The organism is Rhodococcus sp. AB351 (assembly GCF_049538275.1).
Lineage (GTDB): Bacteria > Actinomycetota > Actinomycetes > Mycobacteriales > Mycobacteriaceae > Rhodococcus.
Window position 1 is genome coordinate 300,791 of record NZ_JBMVFW010000002.1, and the last position, 23,121, is coordinate 323,911.

The window sequence follows — 23,121 nt, forward strand, 5'->3', positions numbered from 1 at the left end:
GAATCGTTCACCGCCACGGGTGCGGGTGGATCAGTCGCGCGGCTTCTCGCGCAACTCGTACGCCTCGATCACGTCGCCGACCTTGATGTCGGAGTAGGTGATCGTCATACCGCACTCGAAGCCCTCGCGGACCTCGGTGACGTCGTCCTTCTCGCGGCGCAGCGACGAGATGGTGACCGTCTCGGCCACGACGTTGCTGTCGCGGATGAGGCGGGCCTTCGCGTTGCGCTTGACGATGCCGGACTGCACGAGGCAACCCGCGATGTTGCCGACCTTCGACGACTTGAAGATCGCACGGATCTCGGCGCGGCCGAGCTCGACCTCCTCGTAGATCGGCTTGAGCATGCCCTTGAGGGCCTTCTCCACCTCGTCGATCGCCTGGTAGATGACCGAGTAGTAGCGGATGTCGACGCCCTCGCGGTTCGCGAGCTCCGTGGCCTTGCCCTCGGCGCGGACGTTGAAGCCGATGATCACGGCGTTCGACGCGGCAGCGAGGTTGACGTTGGTCTCGGTGACACCACCGACACCGCGGTCGATGACGCGCAGACGCACCTCGTCGTCGATCTCGATACCCATGAGCGCCTCTTCGAGGGCCTCGACGGTACCCGAGTTGTCGCCCTTGAGGATGAGGTTGAGCTCGTTGTGCTCCTTGAGAGCGGCATCGAGGTCCTCGAGGCTGATGCGCTTGCGGCTGCGTGCTGCGAGCGCGTTGCGCTTGCGGGCATTACGCCGGTCGGCGATCTGACGCGCGATGCGGTCCTCTTCGACGACGACCAGGTTGTCGCCGGCGCCGGGCACCGACGTGAAGCCGACGACCTGGACCGGACGCGACGGCAGTGCCTCGAGCACGTCCTCACCGTGCTCGTCGACCATGCGCCGCACGCGGCCGTAGGCGTCGCCGGCGACGATCGAGTCGCCGACTCGCAGGGTGCCGCGCTGGATGAGCACCGTGGCCACCGGACCGCGACCGCGGTCGAGGTGCGCCTCGATGGCGACGCCCTGCGCCTCCATGTCCGGGTTGGCCCGCAGATCGAGCGCCGCGTCGGCGGTGAGCAGCACCGCTTCGAGCAGCTGCTCGATGTGCAGGTTCTGCTTCGCGGAGATGTCGACGAACATGGTGTCGCCGCCGTACTCCTCCGCGACCAGCCCGTACTCGGTGAGCTGCTGACGGATCTTCTGAGGGTTCGCACCCTCCTTGTCGATCTTGTTCACCGCGACCACGATCGGGACATCGGCGGCCTGCGCGTGGTTGATCGCCTCCACCGTCTGCGGCATGACGCCGTCGTCGGCGGCGACCACGAGGATCGCGATGTCCGTCGACTTCGCACCGCGGGCACGCATGGCGGTGAACGCCTCGTGACCCGGGGTGTCGATGAAGGTGATCAGGCGATCTTCACCATTGAGGTGCGTCATCACCTGGTAGGCACCGATGTGCTGGGTGATGCCACCGGCCTCGCCCTCGCCGACGTTCGCCTTGCGGATCGTGTCGAGCAGGCGGGTCTTGCCGTGGTCGACGTGACCCATGACGGTGACCACCGGCGGACGCTGGCGGAGGTCTTCCTCGCCACCCTCGTCCTCGCCGTACTGGATGTCGAACGACTCGAGCAGCTCGCGGTCCTCGTCCTCGGGCGAGACGACCTGCACGACGTAGTTCATCTCCGAGCCGAGCAGCTCGAGGATGTCGTCGTTCACCGACTGAGTGGCCGTGACCATCTCACCGAGGTTGAACAGCGCCTGCACCAGGGCCGACGGGTTCGCGTCGATCTTCTCGGCGAAGTCGGACAGCGATGCGCCGCGAGCGAGACGGATGGTCTCGCCGTTGCCACGCGGCAACCGCACGCCGCCGACCGACGGCGCCTGCATCGAATCGTATTCCTGCCGCTTCTGCCGCTTCGACTTGCGACCACGGCGCGGAGCGCCACCGGGACGACCGAACGCGCCGGCTGCACCGCCGCGACCGCGTCCACCGCCGCCGCCACCGGGGCGACCGCGGAAACCACCGGGAGCGCCTGCACCTGCGGGTGCGCCGCCACCGCCGCCACCGCGGTAGCCGCCGCCACCGCCGGGACGTCCACCGGGAGCTCCACCCGGACGACCCGGACGACCGGACGCGGCCGGACGCGCAGCACGCTGCGGCATCGCACCCGGATTGGGACGCGGGGGCATCGAACCCGGGGACGGACGGGGTCCGCCCTGACCGGGCGCCGGGCGGGGACCGCCCTGACCGGGAGCCGGACGCGGACCGGCCTGGCCGGGTCCGGGACGCGGGCCACCGGGGCCTGCTGCGGGACGTCCCTGTCCGGGCGTGGGGCGGGGTCCGCCCTGTCCGGGAGTCGGACGCGGTCCGCCCGGGCCGGGGCGCGGAGCACCCGGACGCGGAGCGGGACGCTCGGCCGGAGCCGAGGAGTACGGGTTGTTACCGACGCGCGGGGTCTTCGGACCCGGACGCGGACCGGCCGGTTTGGGGCCGGGCTTGGCCGCGGGGGCCTGCGGTGTGGCGCCGGGAGCCTGAGCAGCCGGGGACTGCGGTGCAGCCTGGGCGGCAGGGGCCTGCGGCGTGGGAGCCGCGGGCTTCTCCGGTGCCGGAGCCGGCTTGGGAGCGGCCGGCTTCGGTGCGCCCGGCTTCGGACGTGCGGTCTCGGCCGCGGGGGCCGGGCTCGCAGGGGTGGGCCGGGGACCCGGCCGGGGGGCACCGGGCTTCGGTGCGGGGGTGGGTGCAGCCTTCGCGGCTGCATCGCCTTCGGACTTACCGAACGATTCGCGGAGTCGACGCGCGACCGGCGGTTCGACCGTCGACGACGCGGACTTGACGAACTCGCCCTGTTCCTTCAGGCGTGCGAGTAGTTCCTTGCTGGTGACACCGAGTTCTTTCGCCAACTCGTGCACGCGGGCCTTGCCTGCCACTGCTCTCCTCACTGATGAGGTCGAGCGGCCGACTGCCCGCACGACCTCGGGTTATCTCCGATGGACGTTCATCGCTGGTGCTTCACGGTGTGCTCATGAGTGTTCGTGCCTGTTCTTCTCAGAGTGCGATGTCACTGTTGGTGTTCCTCGTCGTCGTTCCCACGTCCGTCTATCCGGCCGAAGCCGTTTCGATGCGTCCGTGATCACTGTTCCGTGGACCCGACCAGCTGATCCAGCGCTGCGGTGTCCGGTTGTCCGGTCACACGCAGTGCCCTGCCGAATGCTCGACGCCGAACCGCCAGGCCCAGACATTCCGGAGTGGGATGCAACCAAGCACCTCGCCCGGGAAGCCTGCGTCGGGGATCGGGAATCACGGCGAAACCTGACGGTTCCTTCTCGCGCGCCACCACCCGGAGCAGTTCGGCAGCCAGCGTTCGCTGCCGACATCCGACACAGGTCCGCACCGTAGTGGCGCGTTCCCCGCCGGTCGAGGGCAGGTCATGCTGAACCATCGACCACTGTACCGCTGATTTGCCCGGAATCCCGCATCCCACTCCTAAGAGCCTGTCGAGCCGCCGCGCGAATCGTCGTTCCCCGCCGGTGCCGCGTCGCTGCGGATGTCGATCCGCCAGCCCGTCAGCCGGGCCGCGAGCCGGGCGTTCTGCCCTTCCTTGCCGATCGCGAGGGACAACTGGAAGTCGGGCACGACCACCCGGGCGGCACGCGCGTCGGGGTCGACGACCGTGACCGAAACCACCTTCGACGGCGAGAGTGCGTTGCCCACGAACTTGGCGGGATCCTCGTCGTAGTCGATGATGTCGATCTTCTCCTCGCCGAGCTCACGCATGACGTTGCGCACGCGCTGCCCCATCGGGCCGATGCACGCACCCTTGGCGTTGAGGCCCGGGACGGTCGAGTGCACGGCGATCTTCGAGCGGTGGCCGGCCTCACGGGCGACGGCGACGATCTCCACCGATTCGTCGGCGATCTCGGGGACCTCGAGGGCGAACAGCTTGCGTACGAGGTTGGGGTGCGTCCGCGACAGGGTGATCTGCGGGCCGCGCTGTCCGCGGGAGACGCCTACGACGTAGCACTTGATGCGGTCGCCGTGCTCGTAGGTCTCCCCCGGCACCTGCTCTGCCGGCGGGATCAGTCCCTCGGCGTTGTTGGTCTCGCCACCGATCTTCACGACGACCATGCCGCGGGCGTTGGCACGCGAGTCGCGCTGCACGACGCCGCTGACGATCTCGCCCTCGTGGGTCGCGAACTCACCGAAGCGCTGCTCGTGCTCGGCGTCGCGGATGCGCTGCATGATGACCTGGCGCGCGGTGGTCGCCGCGATCCGGCCGAAGTCCTCGGGAGTGTCGTCCCACTCGGCGATCAGGTTGCCGTCGGCGTCGCGCTCCTCGGCGAGGACCTGGATGGCGCCGGTCTTCGTGTCGACCACGACCCGCGCGTGCGGCTGGTGTCCGTCGACGTGCCGGTACGCCGTGAGCAGGGCCGTCTCGAGCGTCGCGATCAGCTCGTCGAACGGGATGTTCTTCTCCGCCTCGAGCATGCGCAGGGCGGCGATCTCGATATTCACTTGTCCACCTTCGTTTCGTTCGTCTCGTCGTGGTCGTCGCTGCCGGTCTCGTCCTCGGGTCCTTCGACCAGCTCCCCGGCCGCGACCCGGCCGTCCGGAACCCCGCCCGCGAGCTCGAGTTCCCGCGGCGGCGGCGGGGAGAACTCCACCTCCACCACCGCTCTGCGCACCTCCGAGAGCGGGACCGAACGCACGACCGGCCCGGACCGATCGGGCAGGACGAGCCTGATCTCGTCGCCGACGAGCTCGCCGATGCGTGCGACGAGGGTCTCGTCGGCCAGTTCCACCTTCGCCTTGCGACCCTGGGCGCGCCGCCAGTGGCGGGGATCGGTCAGGGGCCGGCCGATCCCGGGGCTGGTGACCTCCAGGACGTAGGGCGACTCGCCGAAGTCCGAGACGCCGTCGAAGGCCTCGGAGACGATCCTGCTCAGGCGGGCCGCCTCGTCGAGACCGAGACCTGCGTCGCTGTCGACGAGGAGGCGCACCGTACTGTGCTTTCCGGCGGCCGTGACCACCACGTCCTCGAGGTCGTATCCCTCTCTGGCGAGCAGATCGGAGACGAGCTCGACGATCCTCTCCGGGGGCGGCACAGGCATGGCGGGCAGGCTCCTCGTTCAGTTGTGGTCGCAGCGGACAGCGGGCCGGAACGGATGCGTACCGGCAGACATCAAGCCTAACCCGCGTTTCGTGCTGCCGTGACCAGGGCGGCGTCCTTCACCGGGCGAGGAGACTGGCAGGATGGTCCGGTGCCGATGTCACTCGACCGTCCCACCCTCTCCCGACGAACCCTCCTTCGATGGTCGTCGGTCGCCGTCGGCGGGTTCGGAATAACGACGATCACCGCGTGCGGCGCCTCCGACGAGGATGCCGCCGAACCCGATCCGCTGGCGGGCCAGGCGACCCGCGCCCGCACCGACGCCGCGATCGCGACCGTGCTGGTCGCGCGGGCGCCGGAGCTGTCCGCGGCGCTCACCACGATCGCGGCCGAACGGACCTCCCACGCCGACGCGCTCGAGGCCGAGATCGCCCGGATGGAGGGCGCCACCACGAGTTTCACTCCCCCGTCGACCACCGTCACCACCCCCGCCGGGGAGCTGCCGACCGTCGAGGAGCTCCGTGAGCGGTTGAACCGGTCGCAGCGCGAAGCCGCCGACCTCGCCCGCACACTCTCGGGTTACCGCGCGGGCCTGCTCGCTTCGATCAGTGCCTCCTGTGCCGTGCAGACGGCGGTGATGTTGCCGTGAGCTCACCCGAACTCGGTTCCGAACAGCAGGCCCTCGTCGACGCGCTCGAGGCCGAACACGCGGCGGTCTACGGATACGGCGTGATCGCGGCCTTCGCGGATCCCGCCCGCGCGGACGCCGTGGCTGAGGACACCGCCGCGCACCGCGCACGACGTGATGCGACGGTCGAGGCTCTTCGTGCCGCCAGCGTCGAGCCGCCGGTCGCGGCACCCGGTTACACCGTCCCGTTCCCGGTGGTCGACGCCGCGTCCGCCGCGCAGCTCGCCGAGCAGATCGAGAGCGACACGGCGGTCGCGTGGCGCTCGGTCGTCGAGCGGGCACGCAGCGAGGCCACCCGGGCCACGGCCGTGGGTGCACTCACCGAGGCGGCGCTGCGGGCGGCACGGTGGCGGCAGAGCCGCGGGGTCGTGCCGTCGGTGGCCTTCCCCGGTCAACCCTGATCCGGTCGGCCCCGAAGCACGGGTCACCCGGTCACGACCGCCAGCGCGAAGCCGTCCCAGCCCTTCGTCCCCACGGTCTGCAGCGCCGTCGCGTCGAGACGCGGCTCACGGGCGAGCAGTTCGAGCACGTCGCGCGACGCGCGCACCCGTTCGTCGTCGCTGTCCGGGTCGACGATCGCCCCTGCCCGCACCACGTTGTCGACGACGATGACGGTGCCGGGGCGTGACAACCCGAGGGCCGCGCGCACGTAGTTGCTGTTGTTCTCCTTGTCGGCGTCGATGAACACCAGGTCGAAGGGATCCTCGTCGACCAGGCCCGGCAGCGAGTCCAGGGCGGGGCCGACCCGGATGTCCACGCGGTCACCGACGCCGGCTCGGTCGAGATTGCCGCGGGCCACCTCGGCGTGCTTCGGCTCGTATTCGAGGGTGACCACCCGGCCGGACTCCCCGACCGCCCGGGCGAGCCAGATGGTCGAGTACCCGCCGAGGGTGCCGATCTCCAGGACCCGGCGGGCACCCCGGATCCGTGCGAGCAGGTGCAGGAACTTGCCCTGCGGCGCGGAGACGTCGATGGGCGGCAGTTCCGCTGCGGCGTTCGCCTCGAGCGCCGAACTCAGCGCAGGATCGTCGCCGATCAGCGTGTCGGTGAGGTAGTTGTCGGTCGCACTCCAGTTGTCGGCCATGCACCTCATTGTGGTTCGGCGCGCAGCGCACCACGGCGTCTTCTGCCACATACGCCGGTGCCCCCGCGACGGCAGGTCGCAGGGGCACCGGAATGCGAGTGTGTCAGCGGTTGACGATGCGCTGGACGACCTCACCGATCGGCAGTTCGTCGGCCTCGCCGGAGAAGCGGTCGCGGACCTCGACCTTGCCGTCGGCGAAGCCGCGGCCCACCACCACGACCAGCGGCATACCGAGCAGCTCGGAGTCCTTGAACTTCACGCCGGGCGACGCCTTGCGGTCGTCGAGGAGCACCTCGAGGCCGGCGTTCGAGAGTTCCTCGGCGAGGTTCTCGGCGCCTTCGCGGGCCTGCTCGTCCTTGTTGGCGATCACCAGGTGCACGTCGAACGGCGCGATCTCCGACGGCCAGCGCAGACCCTTCTCGTCGTGCTGCTGTTCGGCGACCACCGCGACGAGACGCGACACACCGACGCCGTAGGACCCCATGGTCGGACGGACGGGCTTGCCGTTCTCGCCGAGGACGTCCACCGCGAAGGCGTCGGTGTACTTGCGGCCGAGCTGGAAGACGTGGCCGATCTCGATGCCGCGGGCGGAGACGAGCGCGCCGGCTCCGTCGGGCGACGGATCGCCGTCGCGGACCTCGGCGGCCTCGATCGTGCCGTCCGGGGTGAAGTCGCGACCGGCGACCAACCCGAAGACGTGCTTGCCCTGCTCGTCGGCGCCGGTGATCCAGCTCGTGCCGTCGACCACGCGGGGGTCGACGAGGTAACGGACACCGTTGGCGAGCAGCGCCTTCGGGCCGATGTACCCCTTGACGAGGAAGGGATTGGCCTCGAAGTCGGCGTCGGTGAGCAGTTCCACCTCGGCGGGTTCGAGCGAGGCCTCGAGGCGCTTGTCGTCGACCTCGCGGTCGCCGGGGATGCCGATGCCGAGCAGTTCCCAGTCGCCACCGGGCTGCCGGACCTTGACCATGACGTTCTTGAGCGTCTCGGCCGCGGTGACCTCCCGGCCGAGGACCTCCGACGCCACAGCGACGAGCGAGGCGATCGTCGGGGTGTCGGGGGTGTCGTGCACGACCGCCTCGGGCTGTCCGTCGATCGGCAGCGGTTCGGGCGCGAGGGTCTTCACCGCTTCGACGTTCGCGGCGTAGCCGGACTCGAGGCACCGCACGTAGGTGTCCTCGCCGGCGGGCGAGTCGGCCAGGAACTCCTCGGAGGCGCTGCCGCCCATCGCGCCGGAGGTGGCCGAGACGATCACGTACTTCACGCCGAGGCGCGCGAAGATGCGCTCGTAGGCGTCGCGGTGCGCCTTGTACGACTGGGACAGGCCCTCGTCGGTGAGGTCGAAGCTGTAGGAGTCCTTCATGACGAACTCGCGGCCGCGGAGGATGCCGGCGCGGGGACGCTCCTCGTCGCGGTACTTCGTCTGGATCTGGTAGAGGGTGACCGGGAAGTCCTTGTAGGAGTTGTACTCACCCTTCACGGTGAGCGCGAAGAGTTCCTCGTGGGTGGGGCCGAGGAGATAGTCGCCACCCTTGCGGTCCTTCAGCCGGAACAGGCTGTCGCCATATTCCGTCCACCGGTTGGTGGCCTCGTAGGGCTCGCGCGGCAGCAACGCGGGAAGAGCGATCTCCTGCGCACCGATGGAGTTCATCTCCTCGCGCACGACCCGCTCGATCTGCCGCAGCACCCGCAGGCCCAGGGGCAGCCACGAGTACACACCCGGCGCGATACGTCGCACGTATCCGGCTCGGACCAGCAACTTGTGGCTCGCGACCTCGGCGTCGGCCGGGTCGTCTCGGAGGGTGCGGAGGAACAGGTGCGACATGCGGGTGATCACGACCCTGCAGCCTACCGTGGCCGCCTCGAGTGACGTCGGTACGGTTACCGGTTGTGCTGGTGCTTCTCCCCCCATCCGAAACCAAGTCCGACGGCGGCGACGGCGGTCCGCTCGATCTCGCCGACCTGTCGATGCCGCAGTTGACGGAGACGCGGGAGATGCTCGTGCAGGCCCTCGTCGACCTCGCCGCCGACCCCGAGGAGTCGAGCCGCGCACTCGGGCTGGGCGCGAAGGGCGCCGACGAGATCGAACGCAACGCGAAGCTGTGGGTCTCCCCCACCCGCCCGGCACTCGAGCGGTACACCGGGGTGCTCTACGACGCGCTCGACGCGGGAGCGTTCACGAAGGCGCAGCGCGACAAGGCGTACCGGCGCCTCGGCATCGGATCGGCGCTGTTCGGCGCGGTCCGCGCCGCGGATCCGATCCCCGCCTACCGCCTCTCCGGAGGGTCGAAACTGCCCGGCTTCGGCACGTCGAAGTCGGTGTGGCGGAACGAACTCACCGACGCGCTGGTGGCCGAGGCCGACGGCGACCTGGTGGTCGATCTCCGCTCCGGTGTCTACCAGCAGCTCGGTCCCGTGCCGGGCGCAGTGACCGCCACCGTGCTCACCGAGCAGCCCGACGGCACCCGCAAGGTCGTCAGTCACTTCAACAAGCACCACAAGGGCCTGTTGGCCCGCGCGCTGGTCCTCACCCGCGCGGAGCCGAGCGACATCCGAGCACTCGCCCGCGTGGCGTCGAAGGCGGGACTGAGGGTCGAGGTGGAATCGCCGACCGAGCTGGTCGTGCTCACCTGACCTCGAGTCCCATCGCCGCGACGATCCGGCGGGCCGTGTGCAGGACGGCGCCGAGTCGCGCGGTCAGGACCAGGTCGTCCGATCCGGTGGCGAACCGCTCGAGCTCGGTGAGGTTGCTGCGGCACGCCCCGTCGGGGTCGACCTCGCGGCCCGCCCCCACGGCGTCGACCATCTCGGCGAGTGCGTCGAGCATCGCTGCGATCCCCGTCCGCAGGCGGTCACGGTCGGCTTCGGCGAGGTCGGCGCCGAGTACCGGGTCCAGAGCGTGCGCGAGTTCCTCGACTGCGCTGGACACCGACGAGAGGTCGTCGAGTGTCCGGTCCCAGCGACGTGCCCATTCCCCTGCCCGTGCGGCCGCGGGGCGCGGGTTCATCCGGGTACTCTCGTGCGCCCACCGCGATTCGTCGAAGGCTCGCTGCACGAGACCGTCGATGCCCCGCGCGCGCTGCACCCAGTCCCGCACCCCCGACGATCCCTCACGGCATCCGGACGCCATGTCCCGCAGCAGGTCGCGCAGCTCACCGGTGAGTTCGCGGGCCTCCTTGCCCGCCGAGTACACCGGTGGGAAGACCAGCGCCGTCACGGCCACGCCGATCGCCGCGCCGATCATCGTCTCCGCGAGTCGCTCACCGAGCAGGATCGGACTGTCCGAAGCGCCCGTCGCGATCACCAGCAGCGCCGTGATCGCCACCCAGATGCCGCTGGCCCCGAACCGCCGCCAGCGACCCGCGAAGTAGCCGACCGCAACGGCCGACCCGATCGCAACGGTCGTCGACTCCACGAGCCGTGTCACCACGACCGCGACCAGCAGACCCGCAACCACCGCCCCGACCTGCACCACCGCCTGCTGGAGCGAGCGCACGAGCGTCGCCTCGACGAGGAAGACCGCGACGTAGGGCGCGAGGAATGCCTGCTGGAAGTGGAAGACCTCGGTCACGACCAGCCACGCGACGACCGCGGCGAGCGTGGACCGGAACGCCTGGAGGGCGACGTACCGCTCGTGTCCGGCCTCGCGTACGGCCCGGACGATCCACGATCCGACGAATCTGCCCCGTTCGAGAACACCGACCTGCATGAGTGCCGGGTACCCGGGGTTCGGGTACGGCAGGCGTGAGCAAACTCATCCGCCGCAGCAGTCGCCTGTCCGCCGAGCGCCGGTCCGGCGGTCAGGAGGTCTGTGCGGCCTTCTCGGCTTCCTGCGCCTGCGCGACCTCTTCGGGCGTGAAGCGGATGAACAGGGCCGCGACGCCGGCGATCACCGCGCACACCGCGCAGCCGACGAGCGCGAACATGTATCCCTTGCCCTGGGCGACGAGCTGGGCATCGGTCATGTCGGCGACGGCTCCGGAGACACCGCCGAGCGACATCGTCCGCGAGGTGGCCATCGCGCCGATCACGCCGAGGCCGACCGGACCTCCGAGGGTCTGGGCGACCTGCGCGATCGCCGAGAGCGGTCCGATCTCGTGCGGTCCCACCCCGGAGATCGCGCACAGCGGCAGCGGAACGACGGCCAGACCGACACCGAAGCCGACGACGAGCACCAGCACGAACAGGGTCGGGAAGTAGCGGACGCTGCCGTCCATGGTCGAGCCGTAGAGCAGGCTGACGGTCATGATCGCCGAGCCGGTGACCACGAGCCAGCGCGGTTCGATCCGGGCGACCAGCTTCGACGACACCGCGGCCGCGCCACCGAGACCGAAGGCGAACGGCACGAAGGCCAGGCCCGCGGCGAGCGGGCTGTAGCCGAGGATGTCCTGCACGAACAGGGCGACGAAGGCCGCGAGGCTGAACATCACGGCGCCCGCGAAGAAGATCGCCACGAAGGTCGCGACGCGGTCCTTGTTGCGGAACAGCACGAACGGCAGCAGCGGGTTCTCGGCCCGTCGCTCGACGAGCAGGAACACTCCGAGCAGCACGAAGCCGGCGACGATCGCGCCGATCACGGAGGGGCTCGCCCAGCCCAGTTCGGGACCCTCGGTGAGACCGAAGACCAGGCCGGTGCAGCCGAGCGTCGCGAGAACGGCTCCGGGCACGTCGAGCGCGAGGCGTTCGGAGACGGTCTCACGCAGCGCGATCGCGGCGAGCACGACGATGAGGACGCCGATGGGGACGTTGATGAGGAAGATCCAGCGCCACGACACCTGGGTGAGCGCACCACCGAGGATCAGTCCGGCGATGGACCCGACACCGGTCATGGCGGCGAAGACCGCGATGGCGCGGTTACGTGCCGGACCTGCGGCGAAGGTCGTCGCGACGAGCGCGAGGGCGGTCGGTGACGCGACCGCGGCGCCGACACCCTGCAGCGCGCGGGCGCCGATGAGCATCGCTTCGCCGGTCGCCAGACCGCACAGCAGTGACGCCAGGGTGAACAGACCGACCCCGCCCATGAACATGCGTTTGCGCCCGTAGCTGTCGCCGAGACGACCGCCGAGGAGCATCAGCCCGCCGAAGGCGAGGGCGTAGGAGGTGAGGACCCAGTTGCGACCGGCGTCCGAGAGTCCCAGATCGCTCTGCAGCGGCGCGAGCGCGAGGTTCGCGACCGTTCCGTCGAGCACGACCATCAACTGGAGGCCGCTGAGGACCAGCATGGCCAGAGCGACCGCGCGGGTGGCCGACGGATGCGAGGTGGCTGACACGTGACCCAACGTTACCCACCGTCCGAGTCGGAGCCGGTCTGCGGATCGAGTCCGAATCCGGCCACCGGCCCGATCACGACGATCGCGGGCGGGCGCACGGCCTCGTCCCGGACGCGCTGCGCGACGGTCGACAGGTCGGCACGCACCACTCGCTGGCTGCTCAGAGTGCCCTCCTGCACGACGACCACGGGGGTGTCGGTGGGGCGCCCGCCGGCGATCAGGGCGTCGGCGAACTGCTCGATGCGTTCGACGGCCATGAGCAGGACCAGGGTGCCGCGCAGCTTGGCGAGCGCGTCCCAGTCGGTGAGCGAATCGGGGTGCCCGGGTGCGACGTGACCACTGACCACGACGAACTCGTGGGTGACCCCGCGGTGGGTGACGGGGATCCCGGCCGCGGACGGCACGGAGATCGCGCTGGTGATGCCGGGGACGACGGTCACCGGGATGCCGGCCGCAGTGCAGGCTTCGAGTTCCTCGTAGCCGCGTCCGAAGACGTACGGGTCGCCGCCCTTGAGCCGGACGACGAACTTGCCGGCCTTCGCGCGGTCGATGAGGGTGTCGTTGATGACCTGCTGGGCCATGGCCCGCCCGTACGGGAGCTTCGCCGCGTCGATCACCTCGACGTGCGAGTCGAGTTCCGCGAGCAGCTCCTGGGGGGCGAGATGGTCTGCGACGACCACGTCGGCGCGGGCGAGGAGACGGCGGCCGCGCACGGTGATCAGATCGGGATCGCCCGGTCCTCCGCCGACGAGGGCGACACCGACCGGCTTCGGCGCGGTCTCCGCGAACTCGGTGACGGCTGCTCCGGCGAGGGCGTCGCGGATCGAGGTGCGCACCGCGGCGGACCGGCGGTGGTCGCCACCGGCGAGCACGCCGACGGTCAGTCCCTCGTAGCGGGCCGTGGCGGGGGTGACGGCGCTGCCGTGGCGGGCGTTGTCGGCGCGGACGCAGAAGATCCTGTTGCGTTCGGCCTCGGCGACGACCGCGGCGTTGGTCTCGGGTTCGTCGGTGCAGGCCATGGCGTACCACGCACCGTCGAGGTCGCCGTCGCGGTAGTCGCGCAGGTCGAGGGAGATGCGGCCCTTCGTCGCCATGCTCTCGACCACGGGGGTCGCGGCCCGGGCGACGACGTGGACATCGGCACCGGACGCGACGAGCAGACCGAGACGCCGCTGCGCGACGCTGCCTCCTCCGACGATCACGACGCGGCGTCCACGAAGATCGAGTCCGACCAGGTAACTGGTCTCGTCCTCAGCGGCAGCGGACACGGGCATCTCCCCATCTCTCGTGTCGGGGCGAATCCGATCGGACCCACCTTCAGGACACCTGTGGCCCGGGCATCGCCTCGGGCCACAGGTGCAGTGATCGGATCAGACCGCGGCGGCCTCTGCGGGCGCCTCGGCGACGGTGTCGGAGACGACGTCGAGCTGCAGCGATTTCGTGCTGTGGTCCCAGACCTGGCGGAACAGGTCGGGGTTGTCGGACAGCTTCACGCCGAGCGACGGGACCATCTCGCGGAGCTTGGACTGCCAGCCCGCCCACTGCTGCGGGAAGCAGCGCTCGAGGACGTCGAGCATGGCCGGAACGGCCGTCGAGGCACCCGGTGACGCACCGAGCAGACCGGCGATCGATCCGTCGCCCGCGTTGACCACGGCGGTACCGAACTCGAGAACGCCGCCCGCACCCTTGCGGCGGATGACCTGCACGCGCTGACCGGCGACGATGAGCTCCCAGTCCTCGAGGCGCGCCTCGGGCACGAACTCGGCGAGGGTGCCGATGCGGTCGGCGGGCGACTGCATGAGCTCACCGACGAGGTACTTGACCAGGCCGAGCTCGGTGACGCCGACGCCGAGCATCGACATCAGGTTGCCGGGCTTGACCGACTTGGGCAGGTCCATGATGCCGCCCTGCTTGAGGAACTTGGGCGACCAGCCGGCGTAGGGACCGAAGAGCAGGCCCTGCTTGCCACCGATGACGCGGGTGTCGAGGTGCGGCACCGACATCGGAGGGGCACCGACTGCGGCCTTGCCGTAGACCTTGGCGCTGTGCTGCGCGATGACCTCGGGATTGGTGCAGCGCAGGAAGGCACCGGAGACGGGGAAGCCGCCGAAGCCCTTGATCTCCTTGATGCCCGACTTCTGCAGCAGGTGCAGCGCGCCACCGCCGGCGCCGACGAAGACGAACTTCGCCTGGACCTTGCGCGACTCGCCGGTGCGGCGGTTGCGGACCTTCACGATCCAGCCGCCGTCGGACTGCTTGGACACGTCGGTGACCTCGTGGCCGAAGAAGACGGTGCCGCCGGAGGCCGCGACGTGGTTGATGAGCTGCTTGGTGAGGGCGCCGAAGTCGACGTCGGTGCCGGTCTGCGTCCAGTTCAGGGCGACCGGGTCGGAGAAGTCGCGGCCCTTGCCCATCAGCGGCAGGCGCTCGGAGAAGACCTCGGGGTTCTCGGTGTACTCCATGCCCTCGAAGAGGGGGTGGCCGGCGAGGGCGTCGTAGCGGGCGCGCAGGTACTTCACGTTCTCGGCGCCGTGCACGAAGCTGACGTGCGGGACCGGGTTGATGAAGTTCTTCGGGTCGGACAGGATGCCGTTGTCGACGGCGTACGCCCAGAACTGACGCGAGACCTGGAACTGCTCGTTGACGTTGACGGCCTTCGCGATGTCGACCGAACCGTCCGGCTTCCCGGGGGTGTAGTTGAGCTCACACAGCGCGGAGTGGCCCGTACCGGCGTTGTTCCAGGGGTCGCTGCTCTCGGCGGCCGCTGCGTCGAGGCGCTCGAACGCGGTGATCGACCAGTCGGGCTGCACCTGACGCAACAACGCACCGAGGGTTGCGCTCATGATGCCCGCGCCCACGAGCACGACGTCGGTTTTCGCTACTACGTTCTCTGACACTGGGAAATCGACTTCCTTGTCTGGTTCGCACGCGCCGCCGAAGTACGGAGGTACCGTCTCGCGTGGGTGTCCCGTCAACGCGGCGCGCGAATGCGACCGACAGGTTACCCGCGCGTGGTCCGGCGTTTCATTTCACCTCATTGTGTACCCATGAGCGCTGGTCGGCGAACACACCTAGGGTGTGATAGTGACTACTTGGCGTCCTGACGTCCTCGGAGACGGCTACGAGCAGCTCGAACTGCCGCTGGGCACCGACCCCGACGGCGAAGGCGAGATCTCGGCGACCCTCGTGCGCTACCAGCCGACGACCACCGATCTCCCCGACCGTGCGGTGCTCTACGTCCACGGCTTCACCGACTACTTCTTCCAGCAGCACCTGGCCGAGCACTTCGCGGCGCGCGGCTACCGCTTCTTCGCGCTGGACCTGCGCAAGTGCGGCCGATCCCGGGCACCCGGGCACACTCCTCACTTCGTCACCGATCTCTCCCACTACGACGCCGAGCTCGACGAGGCGCTGCGCGTGGTCCGCGAGGAGGTCGGTGGCGGTGTGCTGCTGGCGGCCCACTCGACGGGCGGACTGGTCCTTCCGCTGTGGCTCGACCGGCTCCGTCGCCGTCCCGGGGGTGTGGCCGCGACGGGCATCGTGGGTCTCGTCCTGAACAGTCCGTGGTTCGACCTGCAGGGGCCGTCCTACCTGCGCAATGTCGGCACGGCAGCCATCGACGTCGTCGGCCGCCTGCGGCCCCGCGCGCTCATCCCGCTGCCGAAGACCGAGGCCTACGGACGCAGTCTGCAATCCGACGGCTGGCGCTACGACCTCGACTGGAAGCCCCTGGCCGGCTTCCCCGTCCGGTTCGGCTGGTTGCGTGCCGTGCGGCGGGGCCAGGCCGTCCTGCACCGCGGGCTCGACATCGGGGTGCCGTCGCTGATCCTGCGATCCGGTGCGTCGCGCTCCGCTCCGCGGTACGACGCGAGCGTCGACACCCTCGACGCCGTCCTCGATGTCCGCCAGATAGCCCGATGGGCGGGTTGCCTGGGCAACCGCACGACGATCGTGCCGATCGACGGTGCCCGTCACGACGTGTTCCTGTCCACACCCGGTCCCCTGGCGGAGGCCTTCCGGGAATTGGACCTGTGGCTGGAATGGTTGGACGGAGCGGACGAGGCGGACACCTCCGGTTCCCGAACCGAGACCGACGACTCCGCCGGCTCCGCCACCGTTTCCGTACTGCACCGACCCATGGGAGAGCACGCGTGACCCACTACGACCTCGCGATCATCGGCACAGGATCGGGGAACTCGATCCTCGACGAGCGGTACGACGGAAAGCGCGTCGCTCTCCTCGAAGAAGGCACCTTCGGGGGCACCTGCCTCAACGTGGGCTGCATCCCCACGAAGATGTACGTCTACGCCGCAGAGGTCGCCCACACGGTCCGCACCGCGTCGAAGTACGGTGTCGACGCGTCGATCGACGGGGTGCGGTGGAACGACATCGTCGACCGGGTGTTCGGTCGCATCGATCCCATCGCTGCGGGCGGTGAGCGCTACCGCCGCGAGGACTGCGCGAACGTCACCGTCTACGACGGTCACGCGCGGTTCGTCGGCGAACGCCGCATCGACACCGGAACCGGCGAGGTGATCACCGCGGATCAGGTGGTCGTCGCGGCCGGTTCGCGACCTGCGATCCCGCAGGACGTCCTCGATTCCGGTGTGAGATATCACACGAGTGACGACGTCATGCGGCTGCCGAAACTGCCCGAGTCCCTCGTGATCCTCGGGACGGGCTTCATCGCGATGGAGTTCGCCCACGTCTTCTCGGCGCTCGGCACGCGGGTGTCGGTGGTCGCGCGGACCGACCGGTTGCTGCGGCACCTCGACGCCGACGTCTCCGAGCGGTTCACGGCGCTCGCCGCGGCCAAGTGGGACGTCCACCTCGCCAACCCGGCCCGGGCGTTCCGTCCGGTCGGTGACGGAGTGGAGGTCGAACTCGCCGACGGCACCGTCGTGAGCGGCGACGCCCTGCTCGTCGCGACGGGCCGGCAGCCCAACGGAGACCTGCTCGACGCAGCGGCGGCCGGCATCGAACTCGATGCGAAGGGCCGGATCGTGGTCGACGAGTTCCAGCGCACGTCCGCTGCGGGCGTGTTCGCGCTCGGCGACGTGTCGTCGCCCTACCAGCTCAAGCACGTCGCCAACCACGAGGCGCGGGTCGTCCAGCACAACCTGCTGCACGACGCGTGGAGCGGCGGCACCGCGGGTCTGCAGCGGACGGATCACCGCTACGTCCCGTCCGCGGTGTTCACCGATCCGCAGATCGCGTCGGTCGGTCTCACCGAGGCCGAGGCCCGGCAGGCGGGATACGACATCTCCGTCAAGATCCAGGACTACGGGAACGTCGCCTACGGCTGGGCGATGGAGGACACCGAAGGCTTCTGCAAGCTGATCGCCGACCGGTCGACGGGTCTGTTGCTCGGCGCCCACATCATCGGGGCGCAGGCGTCGACGGTCATCCAGCCGCTCATCCAGGCGATGTCGTTCGGTCTGCCCGCGCGGGAGATGGCGACGGGCCAGTACTGGATCCACCCGGCGCTGCCCGAACTCGTCGAGAACGCCTTGCTGGGTCTCTGAACTCGCCGGGGTCTCCGAACTGTTGGGCCCCTGAGCACCTCATCGATGCCGTGTGGCCTGCTGCCCGTCCGGGCGGCAGGCCACACGCGTCTCACCAGCTTCCGGTGCGCAGCGCGATCGCGGACGCGAAGTCGGTGGGCGCCTCGGCGGGCACGTTGGCGACACCGGCGAGTTCGACCACCCGGAACTCCCCCGTCACGTAGCGCATCGACGCGTCCGCTTCGGGTCGGCGCGATGCATCGCCCACGACGACCGTGGTGGGCACCTCCGCGGGCGGCGCCGACTCGTCGCGCACCGTGCCGTCACGATCCGGGACCGCGGGATGGCCGCGGTCGGCGACCACCAGGCTCGCGAACCGTCCGAAGCGCCCTGCGGCGACGGCCCATGCCAGCTCGGCTCCCGCGCCGCTGCCCGCCAGATGAACCCAGGGCAGGGCGAGCGCGTCCAGTAGGGCGAACACGTCGGCGGGCGCGAGCCCGTCGATCTTCTCGACCACGATCGTCCGCAGGTCGGAGGTGTGCAGCCGCTCGCACACGACGTCGTACACACCTGCGTCCTCCCCCGCGTCGGGGAAGAGCAGCACCGTGTAACGACTTTCGGGGCCGCCGATCCGAACCTGCACGTCCCCACCGGGCGTGGTCACCGTCCTCGATTCCATGGGCAAACGCTACATGGCCGCGCTACGCGCCCTGCCTCTTGCCGTATCGACGACGAGGTCCTATGGTTCATTACATGAGTAATGAACCGATGCACCCGCCCTCGGGCCCCGGGGCGTCGTGCTGAACGACGAGGGCAAGCCCCTCTTCCAACAGATCGCCGAGCTCATCGAGAACTCGATCGTCGACGGCAGCCTCGCGGAGGAATCGCAGGTTCCCTCGACGAACGAGCTCGCGGCCTTCCACCGCATCAACCCGGCCACGGCCGCGAAGGGCCTCAACGCACTGGTAGCCGACGGAATCCTCTACAAGAAGCGAGGAATCGGCATGTTCGTCACCACCGGCGCCCGCGACAAACTGATCGCCCGCCGACGGGATCGGTTCGCCCAGCAGTACGTCGTCCCGCTCGTCCTCGAGGCCGAGAAACTCGGAATTGGCATCGACGAGCTCAAGTCCATGCTCGACACACGGGAGCACGTATGACCATCACTCCGCCCGTCGTCCGCGCACGTCACCTCGGCATGCGGTTCGGGGACGTCGCCGCCCTCACCGACGCCGACTTCACACTCCGCCGGAACACGATCTACGGCCTGCTCGGCCGCAACGGCGCCGGCAAGACCACCCTGATGCAACTGCTCGCAGGCCACATGCGCCCCACGACCGGCAGCGTCGAGGTGTTCGACGCCGATCCGTACGAGAACACCGCGGTGCTCCAGCAGTTGTGCTTCGTCGCCGACACCCAGCGCTATCCCGACGACATGCGCGTCGGGCACGTGCTCGCCTCGGCGGAACTGCTTCTGCCGCTGTGGGATCGGGAATACGCGCAGCGGCTGGCCGAGAAGTTCGCGCTGCCCTGCGGACGCAAGGTCAAGAAGCTCTCCCGCGGCATGAGTTCCGCACTGGGCATCGTGGTGGGTCTCGCGTCGCGCGCACCGGTGACGATCTTCGACGAACCGTATCTCGGTCTCGACGCCGTGGCCCGGCAGATGTTCTACGACGAACTTCTGCTCGACTACGCGGAGCGGCCGCGCACGATCGTGTTGTCGACCCACCTGATCGACGAGGCCGCCGACCTGCTCGAACACATCCTCGTGCTCGACCGCGGACATCTCGTCGTCGACGAGGACACCGATACGCTGCGCACCCGCGCCGCACAGGCGACCGGCCCGGCGGACGAGGTGGCGCGAATCGTCGGCGACAGCACCGTCCTGCACGCGGAGAGCCTCGGTGGTATCGCCCGCACGGCCTTCCTCCGCAACGACGCGGACGAACTCCCCCACGCCTCCGGACGTGTGGACGTGCAACCGATCTCGCTCCAGGACCTCGTGGTCCACCTCCACCGGACACCCGAGACCGTCACGACGAACGAGGAGGCATCGCTGTGACCACCGCGATCCCGTTGCCCGCTCCGGTCGTCACCGGGTCGGCACGTGTCCTGTCCGTCGCCCGCCTGCAACTCGTCTCGTGGCCGCTGCTCGTCGCGTGGCCCGTCGGGCTGCTGATCACCTCGGCTCTCATCCCGTGGGTGATCTTCTCTCTCGTCGACACGGGTGCGGAGTACAACGTCACCGGCAGCATACTGTCGGTCTACGGCTTCGTCGTCGCGTTCTACATCCTGGCGATGACCCAGATGTTCTCGTTCGCACTGCGTCTCGGCTCCACGCGATCGCACTACATGCAGTCGATAGTGGCGATCGCGGTGGCCCAGTCGGCGGTGTTCGCGGTCGCCTTCCAGATCCTCTCGGTGCTCGAGGCCGCGACCGGGGGCTGGGGTGTGGACATGCGGATGTTCGGGATCCTGCGTTTCGTCACCGACAGTTCCGTGGTGCAGTTCCTTGGCTTCTTCGCCACGATGCTCCTGATCGTCGCGTTGTCGATGCTCACCGGCGCGATCCAGCACCGTTGGCGTGCAACGGGTCTGCTCACGGCTGCCGCGTCCGTCGTCGTGATCGGCGGTCTCGCCGCGATCCTCGTCACGTGGACCCGGTCGTGGTCGTCGCTGTGGTCGTGGATCGTCGACACGTCGCCGACGACGACCCTGGTGGTCCTTCCCCTGCTGGTCGCCGCGGTGTGGGTGGGTGCGACCTGTCAGGTCGTCCGCAACGCGGCACCCTAGGCCGGCCGCCTTCCGGAACAGGTTCGGCCCCGACCCTTTCCGGGTCGGGGCCGAACTCCGTGCTCGCTCCAGCGAGCGGAGGTCACGGCAGGGTGAGGATCTCGGCGCCGGTATCGGTGACGACGATGGTGTGCTCGAACTGCGCGGTCCACTTGCGGTCCTTGGTGACGACCGTCCAACCGTCGTCCCAGATCTCGTAGTCGGGCGTACCGAGGTTGATCATCGGTTCGATGGTGAACACCATGCCGGGCTCGATGATCGTGTCGATGTCGGGCCGGTCGTAGTGCAGGATCACCAGGCCGTTGTGGAAGGTCTCGCCGATGCCGTGGCCGGTGAAGTCGCGGACGACGCCGTAGCCGAAGCGGTTGGCGTAGGACTCGATGACCCGGCCGATGACGTTGAGGGCGCGGCCCGGCTTGACCGCCTTGATGCCGCGCATCGTCGCCTCGCGGGTGCGATCGACGAGCAGGCGGACCTCCTCGGAGACGTCGCCGGCCAGGAAGGTCGCGTTGGTGTCGCCGTGGACCCCGTCGATGTAGGCGGTGACGTCGATGTTGACGATGTCGCCGTCCTCGACGACGGTCGAGTCGGGGATGCCGTGGCAGATGACCTCGTTGAGCGAGGTGCAGCACGACTTGGTGAAGCCGCGGTAGCCGAGCGTCGACGGGTAGGCGCCGTGATCGCACATGTACTCGTGCGCGATGCGGTCGATCTCGTCGGTGGTCACGCCCGGCGCGACGGCCTTACCGGCCTCCACGAGGGCCTGCGCGGCGATCTTCGAGGCGAGTCGCATCTTCTCGATCGTCTCGGGTGTCTGCACCCACGGCTCGTTGCCTTCCTTCGCCGTGGGCTTCCACACGTACTCCGGCCGTTCGATCGATGCGGGCACCTCCCGGACGGGAGTCGGAGTGCCGGGGACGAGCGGAGCGCGGGTAGCCATGACTTCCAGATTAGCTGCCGCGCCCCGCTCCCCCGTCATCCACCGATCGGGCCGTCGTGCATCGATCAGCCGACGGCGCCCGCCTGGCGCAGCTTGAAACGCTGGACCTTGCCGCTCGGCGTCTTGGGCAGATGCGGAACGAAGTGCACCGCGCGCGGGTAGGCGTGGGCGGCGTACTTCTGCTTCACGAGCTTCTGGAGTTCCGCCTCGAGCGCGTCGTCGCCCTCGACACCTTCCCGCAGCACCACGAACGCCTCGAGGACCTCACCCCGCAGTTCGTCCGGCAGCCCCACCACGGCGGCCTCGATCACGTCGGGGTGCATCACGAGCACCGACTCGACGTCGAACGGGCCGATGCGGTAACCGGCCATGATGATCACGTCGTCGTCGCGGGACGAGAAGAAGAAGAATCCGTTCTCGTCGACCTTGCCGGCGTCGCCGGTCAGGTACCAACGGCCGTCCTCGCTGAACCGGTCGGCGGTCTTCTCGGGGGCGTCGACGTAGCCGGTGAACCACACGAGCGGGCTCGCATGCACATCGATCGCGACGCGCCCGACCTCACCCGGCTCGGCGATCTCGTCGCTGTCCTCGCGCAGCACCGCGCAACTCCAGCCCGGCAGCGGCTTGCCCATCGAACGCGCCGGGGTGTCCTCGCGCAGTTCGTCCGCCCACGCGTCGACGACGAACATGCCGTGTTCGGTCTGTCCGTACTGGTCGCGCACCACGACACCGAGGGTCTCCTGCGACCACTCGAGGACGTCCGGGGTCAGCGGCTCACCGGCCGAGGAGGCACGACGCAGCCGGACCGGCGGGTGCTCGGCGGTGTCGGCCTTGAGGCTGCGGTAGACCGTCGGGGCCGCCGCGAAGTTGGTCACCCCGAAGGTGTCGAGGATCTGCCAGGTGAGCGCGGGCGAGAAACCGGCGTGCAGCAGGAGGCTGCGCCGACCGGCCGCGAGCGGCCCGAGCAGCGCGTAGTAGAGCCCGTACGCCCATCCCGGATCGGCCGCGTTCCAGAAGACGTCGTCCTCGCGCACGTCGAGGCCGAACTCCAGGTAGGCATGGAAGGACGCCAGCGCCTTCACCGGGACGGGGACACCCTTGGGAGTGCCGGTCGTGCCGGAGGTGAACAGCTGGACCAGACGCCCCTCGGCGCCGACGGCGACGGCCTCGCCACGCGGGTCGTCGGCCGACTGCGCGGCGATCAGTTCGCCGAAGTCGCGGCCCTCACGACCGGACGCGTCTGCGTCGCCCTGGCCGGCCACGACGACCTGCCACGGCACCTCGGCTGGAAGATCCGATCCGGCGGCGAGCTTGCCGGCCTGATCCCGATCGGCCACGACCACCTTGGTGCCGCTCGCGTCGAGCCGGAAGGCGATCGCCGGCGGGGCGAAGGCGGTGAAGAGCGGCACGTGCACGGCGCCGCGACGCCAGATACCGAGAACCGCGACCACCAGGTCTGCCGACTTGCCCATGAGCGTCGCGACGTGGTCGCCGGGTTCGACACCGAGATCCGCCAGCGCCGCGGCGAAGCGGGCCGACCGTTCGCGGAGCTCACCGTAGGTGAGATCCGTCGAGCTCAGGTCGGCATCGACGACGGTGAACGCCACCGCGTCGGCGGGATGGTCGTCGCACAGCAGTCGGGCTGCGCAGGCGTCTGCCGTGTCGTACCGCTCGAGCAGTGTCCGCACGCGGCTCGCTGTGTCGCCCATTGTGGTCCTTTCGTCCGTACCGGCCAGGGTGTTCCCGATCTGGGGAGCA

21 protein-coding genes are annotated in these 23,121 nt (G+C 69.6%); 8 read left to right on the plus strand and 13 right to left on the minus strand.

Annotation, left to right across the window (positions count from 1 at the left end; all coding sequences use genetic code 11):
- Positions 1-30: 30 nt before the first annotated feature.
- From infB to rimP, 4 genes are all read right to left on the minus strand, one after another.
- Positions 31-2,904 (minus strand): translation initiation factor IF-2, encoded by a 2,874-nt coding sequence (gene infB, locus ACPCXD_RS07455; protein ID WP_145691789.1) that lies wholly within the window; start codon positions 2,902-2,904, stop codon positions 31-33.
- Positions 2,905-3,107: 203 nt separating this feature from the next.
- The gene (locus ACPCXD_RS07460; RefSeq protein ID WP_145691790.1) at positions 3,108-3,416 is read right to left on the minus strand and encodes a YlxR family protein; all 309 of its coding nucleotides are present in this window, start codon (positions 3,414-3,416) and stop codon (positions 3,108-3,110) included.
- A 44-nt stretch (positions 3,417-3,460) separates the two neighbouring features.
- Positions 3,461-4,489, minus strand: coding sequence for a transcription termination factor NusA (nusA, locus tag ACPCXD_RS07465; protein ID WP_145691791.1), 1,029 nt, complete (start codon positions 4,487-4,489; stop codon positions 3,461-3,463).
- The gene (gene rimP / locus ACPCXD_RS07470; RefSeq protein ID WP_186455145.1) at positions 4,486-5,085 is read right to left on the minus strand and encodes a ribosome maturation factor RimP; all 600 of its coding nucleotides are present in this window, start codon (positions 5,083-5,085) and stop codon (positions 4,486-4,488) included. Before rimP ends, nusA begins: the two co-directional genes overlap by 4 nt.
- Positions 5,086-5,241: 156 nt before the next feature.
- On the opposite strand from rimP, the gene ACPCXD_RS07475 reads away from it, so the two are divergent.
- Both ACPCXD_RS07475 and ACPCXD_RS07480 read left to right on the plus strand, forming a co-directional pair.
- Positions 5,242-5,733, plus strand: a complete 492-nt coding sequence (locus ACPCXD_RS07475; RefSeq protein ID WP_186455159.1) for a hypothetical protein — start codon at positions 5,242-5,244, stop codon at positions 5,731-5,733.
- Entirely contained in the window at positions 5,730-6,173 is a 444-nt protein-coding gene (locus tag ACPCXD_RS07480; protein ID WP_016691202.1) for a ferritin-like domain-containing protein, read from the plus strand. The genes ACPCXD_RS07475 and ACPCXD_RS07480 overlap by 4 nt, the downstream gene beginning before the upstream one ends.
- Before the next feature lie 23 nt (positions 6,174-6,196).
- Here the strand turns inward: ACPCXD_RS07480 and ACPCXD_RS07485 are convergent, their stop codons facing one another.
- Together ACPCXD_RS07485 and ACPCXD_RS07490 are read right to left on the minus strand one after the other, a co-directional pair.
- A complete protein-coding gene (locus ACPCXD_RS07485) occupies positions 6,197-6,856 on the minus strand; it encodes an O-methyltransferase (RefSeq protein WP_016691203.1) in 660 nt (219 codons plus the stop codon).
- Between the two features lie 103 nt (positions 6,857-6,959).
- Complete coding sequence (locus ACPCXD_RS07490) at positions 6,960-8,693, minus strand: proline--tRNA ligase (protein ID WP_016691204.1); 1,734 nt, start codon at positions 8,691-8,693, stop codon at positions 6,960-6,962.
- 53 nt (positions 8,694-8,746) lie between these two features.
- Between ACPCXD_RS07490 and yaaA the strand changes: the two genes are divergently transcribed.
- A complete protein-coding gene (gene yaaA, locus ACPCXD_RS07495) occupies positions 8,747-9,490 on the plus strand; it encodes a peroxide stress protein YaaA (protein WP_145691793.1) in 744 nt (247 codons plus the stop codon).
- On the opposite strand, the gene ACPCXD_RS07500 is transcribed toward yaaA, so the two are convergent.
- From ACPCXD_RS07500 to mqo, 4 genes are all read right to left on the minus strand, one after another.
- Entirely contained in the window at positions 9,483-10,565 is a 1,083-nt protein-coding gene (locus tag ACPCXD_RS07500; RefSeq protein WP_160876472.1) for an FUSC family protein, read from the minus strand. The two genes, yaaA and ACPCXD_RS07500, sit on opposite strands and share 8 nt — an antisense overlap.
- A gap of 91 nt (positions 10,566-10,656) precedes the next feature.
- Entirely contained in the window at positions 10,657-12,078 is a 1,422-nt protein-coding gene (locus tag ACPCXD_RS07505) for an MFS transporter (protein ID WP_202400147.1), read from the minus strand.
- 59 nt (positions 12,079-12,137) lie between these two features.
- Positions 12,138-13,400, minus strand: coding sequence for a uroporphyrinogen-III C-methyltransferase (cobA, locus tag ACPCXD_RS07510; protein ID WP_423659067.1), 1,263 nt, complete (start codon positions 13,398-13,400; stop codon positions 12,138-12,140).
- Positions 13,401-13,496: 96 nt separating this feature from the next.
- Positions 13,497-15,023, minus strand: coding sequence for a malate dehydrogenase (quinone) (gene mqo, locus ACPCXD_RS07515; RefSeq protein ID WP_423659069.1), 1,527 nt, complete (start codon positions 15,021-15,023; stop codon positions 13,497-13,499).
- Between the two features lie 187 nt (positions 15,024-15,210).
- Here mqo and ACPCXD_RS07520 point away from each other — a divergent pair, with 187 nt between their 5' ends.
- Both ACPCXD_RS07520 and mtr read left to right on the plus strand, forming a co-directional pair.
- Complete coding sequence (locus ACPCXD_RS07520) at positions 15,211-16,281, plus strand: alpha/beta hydrolase (RefSeq protein WP_016691210.1); 1,071 nt, start codon at positions 15,211-15,213, stop codon at positions 16,279-16,281.
- Positions 16,278-17,651, plus strand: a complete 1,374-nt coding sequence (mtr, locus tag ACPCXD_RS07525; protein ID WP_016691211.1) for a mycothione reductase — start codon at positions 16,278-16,280, stop codon at positions 17,649-17,651. The genes ACPCXD_RS07520 and mtr overlap by 4 nt, the downstream gene beginning before the upstream one ends.
- Positions 17,652-17,742: 91 nt before the next feature.
- On the opposite strand, the gene ACPCXD_RS07530 is transcribed toward mtr, so the two are convergent.
- On the minus strand, positions 17,743-18,309 hold the full coding sequence (locus tag ACPCXD_RS07530; protein ID WP_037189752.1) for an alpha/beta fold hydrolase: 567 nt from the start codon (positions 18,307-18,309) through the stop codon (positions 17,743-17,745).
- 121 nt (positions 18,310-18,430) lie between these two features.
- On the opposite strand from ACPCXD_RS07530, the gene ACPCXD_RS07535 reads away from it, so the two are divergent.
- From ACPCXD_RS07535 to ACPCXD_RS07545, 3 genes are read left to right on the plus strand one after another with little or no spacing between them, the layout of a single operon-like run.
- The gene (locus ACPCXD_RS07535; protein ID WP_026060947.1) at positions 18,431-18,790 is read left to right on the plus strand and encodes a GntR family transcriptional regulator; all 360 of its coding nucleotides are present in this window, start codon (positions 18,431-18,433) and stop codon (positions 18,788-18,790) included.
- On the plus strand, positions 18,787-19,692 hold the full coding sequence (locus ACPCXD_RS07540; protein ID WP_016691214.1) for an ABC transporter ATP-binding protein: 906 nt from the start codon (positions 18,787-18,789) through the stop codon (positions 19,690-19,692). Before ACPCXD_RS07535 ends, ACPCXD_RS07540 begins: the two co-directional genes overlap by 4 nt.
- The gene (locus tag ACPCXD_RS07545) at positions 19,689-20,423 is read left to right on the plus strand and encodes a hypothetical protein (RefSeq protein WP_016691215.1); all 735 of its coding nucleotides are present in this window, start codon (positions 19,689-19,691) and stop codon (positions 20,421-20,423) included. Before ACPCXD_RS07540 ends, ACPCXD_RS07545 begins: the two co-directional genes overlap by 4 nt.
- Positions 20,424-20,505: 82 nt before the next feature.
- On the opposite strand, the gene map is transcribed toward ACPCXD_RS07545, so the two are convergent.
- Both map and ACPCXD_RS07555 read right to left on the minus strand, forming a co-directional pair.
- Positions 20,506-21,363, minus strand: a complete 858-nt coding sequence (map, locus tag ACPCXD_RS07550) for a type I methionyl aminopeptidase (RefSeq protein ID WP_026060949.1) — start codon at positions 21,361-21,363, stop codon at positions 20,506-20,508.
- A gap of 65 nt (positions 21,364-21,428) precedes the next feature.
- Positions 21,429-23,072: an AMP-binding protein gene (locus ACPCXD_RS07555; protein ID WP_088897307.1), complete on the minus strand. Its 1,644-nt coding sequence runs from the start codon at positions 23,070-23,072 to the stop codon at positions 21,429-21,431.
- Positions 23,073-23,121: the final 49 nt, after the last annotated feature.